This window comes from Helicobacter pylori, assembly GCF_001998165.1.
Lineage (GTDB): Bacteria > Campylobacterota > Campylobacteria > Campylobacterales > Helicobacteraceae > Helicobacter > Helicobacter pylori_DL.
Genome location: NZ_MTWR01000007.1, coordinates 1 through 7586, shown reverse-complemented (window position 1 = coordinate 7586; position 7586 = coordinate 1). Strand labels below are relative to the sequence as shown.

General features: G+C 36.9%; 8 protein-coding genes and 1 pseudogene. 1 reads left to right on the top strand and 8 read right to left on the bottom strand.

From position 1 onward, the window contains the following. On the bottom strand, nt 1–188 hold a 188-nt coding region (locus tag BZK24_RS01430; RefSeq protein WP_277921255.1), incomplete at its 3' end, for a M99 family carboxypeptidase catalytic domain-containing protein. A gap of 135 nt (nt 189–323) precedes the next feature. On the opposite strand from BZK24_RS01430, the gene BZK24_RS01425 reads away from it, so the two are divergent. Beyond that, the gene (locus tag BZK24_RS01425) at nt 324–845 is read left to right on the top strand and encodes a flagellar FLiS export co-chaperone (RefSeq protein WP_077656345.1); all 522 of its coding nucleotides are present in this window, start codon (nt 324–326) and stop codon (nt 843–845) included. A 3-nt stretch (nt 846–848) separates the two neighbouring features. On the opposite strand, the gene BZK24_RS01420 is transcribed toward BZK24_RS01425, so the two are convergent. From BZK24_RS01420 to hofB, 7 genes and pseudogenes are all read right to left on the bottom strand, one after another. Beyond that, nucleotides 849–1844, bottom strand: coding sequence for a HoxN/HupN/NixA family nickel/cobalt transporter (locus BZK24_RS01420; RefSeq protein WP_000780443.1), 996 nt, complete (start codon nt 1842–1844; stop codon nt 849–851). Nucleotides 1845–1901: 57 nt separating this feature from the next. Continuing rightward, a complete protein-coding gene (locus BZK24_RS01415; RefSeq protein ID WP_000037710.1) occupies nt 1902–2591 on the bottom strand; it encodes a DUF3226 domain-containing protein in 690 nt (229 codons plus the stop codon). Next, a complete protein-coding gene (locus tag BZK24_RS01410) occupies nt 2584–3768 on the bottom strand; it encodes an ATP/GTP phosphatase (protein ID WP_000616476.1) in 1185 nt (394 codons plus the stop codon). Before BZK24_RS01410 ends, BZK24_RS01415 begins: the two co-directional genes overlap by 8 nt. Nucleotides 3769–3878: 110 nt before the next feature. Then, a complete protein-coding gene (locus BZK24_RS01405) occupies nt 3879–4448 on the bottom strand; it encodes a restriction endonuclease (RefSeq protein WP_000724630.1) in 570 nt (189 codons plus the stop codon). 3 nt (nt 4449–4451) lie between these two features. Then, the gene (locus BZK24_RS01400) at nt 4452–5075 is read right to left on the bottom strand and encodes a hypothetical protein (protein WP_000946710.1); all 624 of its coding nucleotides are present in this window, start codon (nt 5073–5075) and stop codon (nt 4452–4454) included. Then, nucleotides 5069–6724 (bottom strand): ABC transporter ATP-binding protein, encoded by a 1656-nt coding sequence (locus BZK24_RS01395; protein WP_077656344.1) that lies wholly within the window; start codon nt 6722–6724, stop codon nt 5069–5071. The genes BZK24_RS01400 and BZK24_RS01395 overlap by 7 nt, the downstream gene beginning before the upstream one ends. Before the next feature lie 90 nt (nt 6725–6814). Continuing rightward, a pseudogene (hofB, locus tag BZK24_RS01390) lies at nt 6815–7586 on the bottom strand (outer membrane beta-barrel protein HofB); the annotation flags it as partial.

The window sequence follows — 7586 nt, the reverse complement described above, 5'->3', positions numbered from 1 at the left end:
TAGTGCATTAAAAACAAATTAGTTGCATTAAACCCTCCAGGCTCATCGCCTTGAATCCCTGCTAAAAGCAACAAATGGGGGGCTTTGTCTCTATCCTCTACATTTGTAGGGGCTTTTTCTATCGTTTCTATCGCATGCAAAAACACCCAAGAATACAAGCCCCACACTAAAAGCCATATTTTTTTCATCCAATCTCTCTACTCTTTGAAACTAAAAGATCGCTAATTATACCTAAAAACCTTTTTAAGGGTGTTTTTTGAAGTTTCCATAAAAAAGGAACGAAAAATGCTTGTGAATGATCAATTCTATTTAAAAGGTTTTTTATGGATATTTTAAAAACTCTTCAAAAGCATTTGGGCGATGTTGAAACAAGCGATTTTAAAACCAATGTGATAGAAAAATCCCAACAAATCGCTAAATTCAGTAGGGACATGAAAAATATAAACGAGAGCGTTGGAGCGTTACAAGTCTTGCAAATCGCTTGCAAAAAGCTTTTCAATAAGAGCATGGGTTTGGAAGATAAAGACGCTTTGCAAGCTTCTATCATTAAACAAGAATTGCGAGAAATTGTAGAAAATTGCCAGTTTTTAGCCTCCCCTTTGTTTGACACTCAGCTCAACATTGCCATTAACGATGAGGTTTTTTCCATGATTGTGGATAATCCTTTGGATTTATTGGAAAATATAAGCGGGTTTCAAGCTTATTTGGAAGAAAAATTAAACGAAATTAAGGAATTATTAGGCTATTTGAGTGAAAGCCTTTCAAACCCCAAAGCTTTCATGCCAAAACAAAGTTTTTCAAATAAAAGCCTTAAAGATTTGTTGAGCGATAATTTGAGGGCTTAAAATCTAGCTCTCTAATTTAGAAAATTTGATTTTCCATAAAAAGAATGAGCCTAAAAACGCTATTACGAATAAGCCCACCAAGTAATAGCCTAAGTCTGTAAATTCCAGGCTTTGTAGGGCGCTTAAAAGGCGGTTTTCAAATTTTAAATGGAGTTTCTCGCTAACGACTTGAAAAAGCTCAATCAACCCGATAAAAAGCGCGATAAACACGCTTAAGGCTGTGATGGAGATGTTGTAGTAGATTTTCCTTAAAGGGGTTTTGAACGCCCAATCATACGCCTTGAGCATGAACGCCCCATCTAATGTGTCAAACAAACTCATGCCAGCGGCAAAAAGAATGGGTAAAGAGAGCATGCCCACCACACTCACTTTGATCGCGCTGCTAGAGAGGGCCAAAAGCGCGATTTCACTAGCGGTATCAAAGCCTAGCCCAAAAAGAAAACCCACAGGATAAATATGCCACGACTTGGAAACGAAATTAAACAAGGGCTTAAAAAAGCGATTAAGTAAGCCCCTACTCGTTAAAAGCCGTTCAATTTCTTCATTTTGTTGCTGGCTCAAGCTTTCGTTAGAGTGCGATTTTTTGAATATTTTTAATAAATCCAAGAGAATAATCGCATTCAATAGCCCTATAATGAGCAAAAAAAGCCCAGAAACTAAAGTCCCCACTACCCCCCCTATTTCTTCTAGCATCGGCGTATGCTCTTTAGCCCAAGCGATCGCAAACGCGCTGATGATGGTCATTAAAATCACCACGCTTGAATGCCCCATAGAAAAGTAAAACCCCACACCATAGGCGTTTTTGCCTTGTTGGGTGAGCTTTCTAATGGTGTTGTCTATGCAAGCGATGTGATCTGCATCAAAGGCATGCTTTGCCCCTAACATGTAAGCCATAGAAGCCGCTGCATAAAACGAAGCGTTATTGGCCATAAAGAGCAACGCTAAACCCAATGCATGCAAGAACACAATCGCTAAAAAATAAGGAAACCACAATTTCACAGCGCGCCTTTTTGTAAAAATAATATTTTTTGATTGATTGTAATATATTTTGTTAAATTAGAAAATTTTAGGATTTGTTTTTTGATTATTTTCTGCAAATTGCCCTAGAAAATCTTTAAGAGGAATGAGAAGTTCTGATTCAAACTTGATGGCTTTTTTTAATTTTTCATAGTCTTCTTCATATTCATTCTTTACTTTACCTCCTATATTATCAAAAATATTTTTTTTGGTATATAGATATTCTAATCCAAGTGCTTCTAAATAGGCATACCACTTATTTTTTCTTATGTTTTTAATCGGTTTGTAATGTTCTGTCTTTTTAATACAATCCAAATAGCCTTCAAAACAATTTATAAACTCTTTGTGGTTAGCAATTTTTAATAATAGGGTTTCTAAATCACCATCATCTTTATTGTTAGGGAATAAAAAGATTTGTTCTCTTGGAAAATCAATCCTTTTTTCTTTGAATTTTTCACGAATATACTTAAGCTTATTATCAAAACCTGCATCGCTTTCTTGACTCTCTTTCTTGTCTGCATCAAAAATAATACACACTTGTTTATATGTTTGATGTTCATTATTTAAAATTTTTCTAATCTTTTCCGGAAATTCACCTGAAATGAGCTTATCTTTACCTTCTATATCAAGCATATCAAAATGATCCTGGCATTTCAAAAAATTAAGATACCAACCTAGAAAGTTTCTATCACTTTTTCCTTCTGTATAAATAAGTATCTTTTTACTCATAATTATTTTCTTTAAACCTTTCTTTACCTCCAAAAAGATTGGCACAATTCCTGAAATAAAGAGATAGATTTTCTCCATAATAAGGCTCTGCAACGATTGAACTGCTGTTTTTTTCTAAGCAAAACAATTTAGTCTGATGAGCAAAATCTTTTTCTTTGATAACTTGGTCTAAAATTTCTACAAATTCTTGGCTGTGGGTAGTCATAAACACTTGCAAATTACGATCTTTGTTATTATTAATAAAATCAATAATCTTTTCTAACAATAACCTCATGCGGGAAAAATGCAAGCCATTTTCCACTTCGTCAATATAGATCGTTGTTGCGTTATTGGCAATAAAAGCGCTCATAATATGCAAATATTTCATCAAACCATCGCCAAACATAGATAGGGGGACTTTTTCTTTGATATTTTTCATCTCTAATTTGAGTTGGTTGTTAGCATTAAATCTAATAGCTTGAATGTTTTTATCAAATTGGTTAAGGCTTTGATTCAGCCTTTTTTCTAGTTGATTGTCATCAAGAATCTTACGCACTGCTTGAATGATATTGGGATTCATAATATGGATAGCATTAGAATTTATAACATCTCGCTTGCGAGCAACATCGCTAGGCGTTATGATGGCGGCGCTTTCAAAGGGTAAAAGTTTTTGCGATTGGTTGGGCTCAAAATTCTTAAATTGCCTGTTGTAACTTGACTGATTAGGAATTGGTGGGAAATTGGGAATTCTAGCAATATTTAAATAGTCATTATAGATTTCTTCTTTATCTTTTTTAAAAATGAACTTAAGTTGTGAGAATGCTTGCGCTTGTTCTGCTGTGGGTATTATTTGCGACTCTCTTACTTTTTGATTCTCATTGGTTATGAGCTCTATTTGCAAATCTAATGTCTGATTGTTGTCTGAAGTTGTAGTGATTCGTATTGGTTTTCTAGTGTTTAAATTATAAAACATCAAGTTTTGTGATTCTGTCGTTAAAGGTTCTTTGCGTATATTGTCATAAATCTCCAGTATATTAGTGCATGGGTGCATGTCTTTTCCCACTAAACAATATAACACCTCTAACAAATTAGACTTTCCCGCATTGTTTTCACCAGTGATAATGTTAAGCTTGGTAAAACCATCAATTGTAGTGTCCTTAAAATTCTTAAAGTTTTTGATGCGAACAGACTGAATCATTGAACCCCTTTATCCAAGCAGAAATTGACGCTAAATTTTGACATTATAGCGCATGCAATTACGACAAAATTTTAAAAGAACTTGAGAACAAACGATCTGATGGAATCGGTTCATCTCTTTTCGTTCAAAAACCTGACCCATTCGTCTCTGTCAATCAAAAGTACTTCGTTAGCTTGAGCCAGTTTTTTAGCCGCTTGCGTGAAGTAGCTGTTGGTGATCACGCAGGCTTTTTCGCAAGCGTAGTAAGCTTTAGAAGAGACCACCTCTTGAATGGCTTTGGGCGAAACTTTGTGCGAGTAGCGTTTGGCTTGAACCGCCCATTTGACGCCGTCTTTTTCTGCAATCAGATCCGCTCCATAATCGCCGCTTTTTTGAGTGATTGTGACTGCAAAACCCTTTGAAGTGAAAAAGATTTTGGAATATTCTTCAAATTCAAAGCCGTTCATGGCGTCTATTTTTTGCAAAATGCGTTTAAGTTGGCGCTTCTTATACGAAGAAATAACGCCTTGAAAAAGCACTAATATGGAAAAAACGCCAAGAAGCACGAACAATTTTAAAAGCAAATCATTAGCTGAAGTAGCTAATTTCAATTCTAAGGCTTTTTCCAATAAAACATGCCAAGCTAAATAAATCCCTACCGAAAACAAAATGACAAAAATAAAAAATACAATCTTTTTCATGCCTTAAAGCCACTCTGCATTTTCTATAGCGTTCAAACGCTTTTCTAAACCCTCCATAAGAGAATAGTAAGCCTTATTAAGGGCTTTGATTAAAGCGTTATGATAGGTTTTGTCTTCTTGGGAAAAAAGAGAGGGGTTATCGCCCAAACGATTAGCGTAATAAACAGGCACGCTGAAAGCAGTGGGGATTAAAAGGGTGTCAAACGGGCAAGTGGTTTGCGGGACGCATTCTAAAATCAAGCTCGCTTGAAGGTTTAAAAAACGCATGACAGATTTAGGGTCAGCGTTAGGCTCAATAGTCTTTTTAAGCCTTTCTTTAATGGCTTTTAAATCCTTAGGACTCTCTTCAAAAGAAAAAAAAACATTGCCTGAAACATTGAAAGTGAGGGCGCTTTTATCTTTTAAAAAATAAGCGATTTGTTGGGCGAGTGCTTTTTTAAATTCTTTTTGGTAAAAGGGCGGCACAAAATGAGCGTTAAAAAAGATTTTAGGGGGGGTTAAAGTGGAAGCGGTTTTTAAAGGGCTGTTTTTGGGGTAATCTTTATATTTTAAATGGAGCGTTGTTTTATTGAAAAACTGACACCCTAGTAAAATAAAAGCAACACCAACGCTTAAAACCCTTAGCATTCTATCAAACGCCCATGCTCTAATTTCACATGCTTGGTGGCTAATTTAAGCGTGCTTGGGTTGTGCGAGATGAGAATGATCAAGCGGTTTTGTTTTAATTCTAAAATGCTTTGTTTGACGCTCTCTTCTGTGTGATTGTCTAAAGCGGAAGTGGCTTCATCAAAGATTAAAACTTGAGCGTCTTTATACAAGGCTCTTGCAATGGCGATTCTTTGGCGTTGGCCGCCGCTAAGATTAGCGCCAAATTCATCTAAAACGCTCTCTATCCCATGAGGCATTTTTTCCACAAAATCTAAGGCTTGAGCTTTTTTCAGGCATTCTTTGATTTTTACCTCATCAATTTCTAAACCATACGCCACATTTTCAGCCACGCTCCCATTAAAAATAAACACCCTTTGAGTGACAACGCTAATCTTTTCTCTTAAGGATTTTTGAGTGATGCTTTCTATTTTTTGATCATTGATGAAAATTTCGCCCTGGCTTGGCTCATAAAGGCGTAAGATTAAATTCACTAACGAGCTTTTACCGCTCCCGCTTTCGCCTTTTAAAGCGATGATTTCATTTTGTTGGAATTTCAAACTAATATCGCTTAAAACATAACGCTCTTGATTGTCTAGCGTATAAGCGAGCCATACCTTTTTAAATTCTATGGTGTGTATAGCGTTATTTAGCGTCAATTCCCCATCAACAATAGCCGGCTCTCTTTCTAAAATCTCATGGATCCTATCGCTAGCGACTAAGGCTTCTTGAAAATTAGAAACAATCCTAGTTAGGCGTTTGATCGGCGTATAGAGCATAAAAAGGGCCGTGATGAAAGAAAAAAACGCCCCCACGCTAATATGGCCCCTAATCACTTCATTCCCCCCTAAATAGATCACTAACGCTATCGCAATAGAGCCTAAAAACTCCATTAAAGGCGAAGAAATTTCAGCCACGGCGATGTTTTTGATACCGATTTTAAAAAACGCTTCATTTTCTTTCACAAAAGCCTTATGCTCTAATTTTTCGCCATTAGAGATTTTAATCGCTTCCACATTGTTAAAGACTTCACTCAAACGAGCGGTGATTTTGGCGTTACTCTCTTGATGGGATTTAGCGAGTTTTTTAACCTTACGAATGATTTTACTGATAGGAATGGCGGCTAGCGGCATGATGACTAGCCCCACTAACGCTAATTTAGGGCTTTGATAGATCACCACCCCCACTAACCCGACAATCGTTAGCCCCTCTCTTATACTCTCTGAAAGGTAATTGGACAAACTCGCTCTAATCAATCCTATATCATTGGTGATTCTTGCAATCAATTCGCCCTTTTTCGTTCTATTAAAAAAATCCATTTCCATTTTAAGAAGGCTTTCTAGCATAGTATTGCGTATTTTTTTGACAATATCAAGCCCAATAAAGTTAGTGAAATAAGTGCCTAAATACATGCCCCCACTCTTCCCCAAATACGCTAAGATCACTAAAAAAGGCAGGATTTTGAGCATGTGAGTGTCTTTATTGATAAAAATTTCATCTAAAGTGGGCTTGACTAAATAAGTCCCCCAAGCCGTGCTTAAAGCCACCACTAAAGAAGAAAATAAAACCACTATAAAACTTTTATAATGCTCTTTAAGGTATTTAGAATACCGCCTGAAAAAGAGTTTCAAATGCTTAACCTTTGGATTTGATTAAACTTGTATTATAGTGTTTTTATTAAGGGATTTTTAACGCTTTAATAAACAGCTTAAAGCGATTGGTTAGAATTTGGCGCTAAGAGTTGTCATCAAATGGCTCCTGTCTGAATAAAGCGCTTTAGAGCCGGGCGTGGGCCTGTAACTCCCTACCGTAAAGCCTGAATGCGTCATCACGCCCAAATATTCTAATTTCACGCTCGCTGTCAAACTCTTACTGATCTTATAGCCCACATTAACAGCCACGCTCGCTTCATTGGCTAAAGTGCCGCTAGTCCAACGCCATAAAGTCCCCCACAGCCATTTTTTATGCACGCCCCCACCAAAAACCCAACCAGAGACAGCATCAGCGGTTACCACATGGCTTAAGGCTTGCCCTATATCATAAACGCTATTGGTCCAAAAATCAATGCCTAAAGGGTTTCCTGTCGTGCCGATGTAAGCGTTTGCGTTTTTCCACACTTTATAAAACGCTCCCCCGAAATTAAATTCATTGTAATCAAATCGTTGCCTAATAAGCAAGCTTTGCCCGGCAGTGCCAGCCTTTATAGCGTAACGATAAGTATCCCTTCTTAAGGGGGCATGGACAGGGAGCAAAATATAAGCTTTTGTTTCGGATCTAAAGCCCACGCCATCAAAATTAGGGTTACTATCATAGCCTACAACCACCCCAGGGCTATAATAAGTCCCAGGCGAAAATTGGAAAAAAGGGCTAACGCTAATTCCTTTTCTTTCATAAGTGTAATTCACTAAATGGATACCATAATTTAGAGTGCGCCCGTTTTTAACCACGGTTCTTGGAGAGTAAAAATCATAAATCCACTGTTCCTTAAAACAT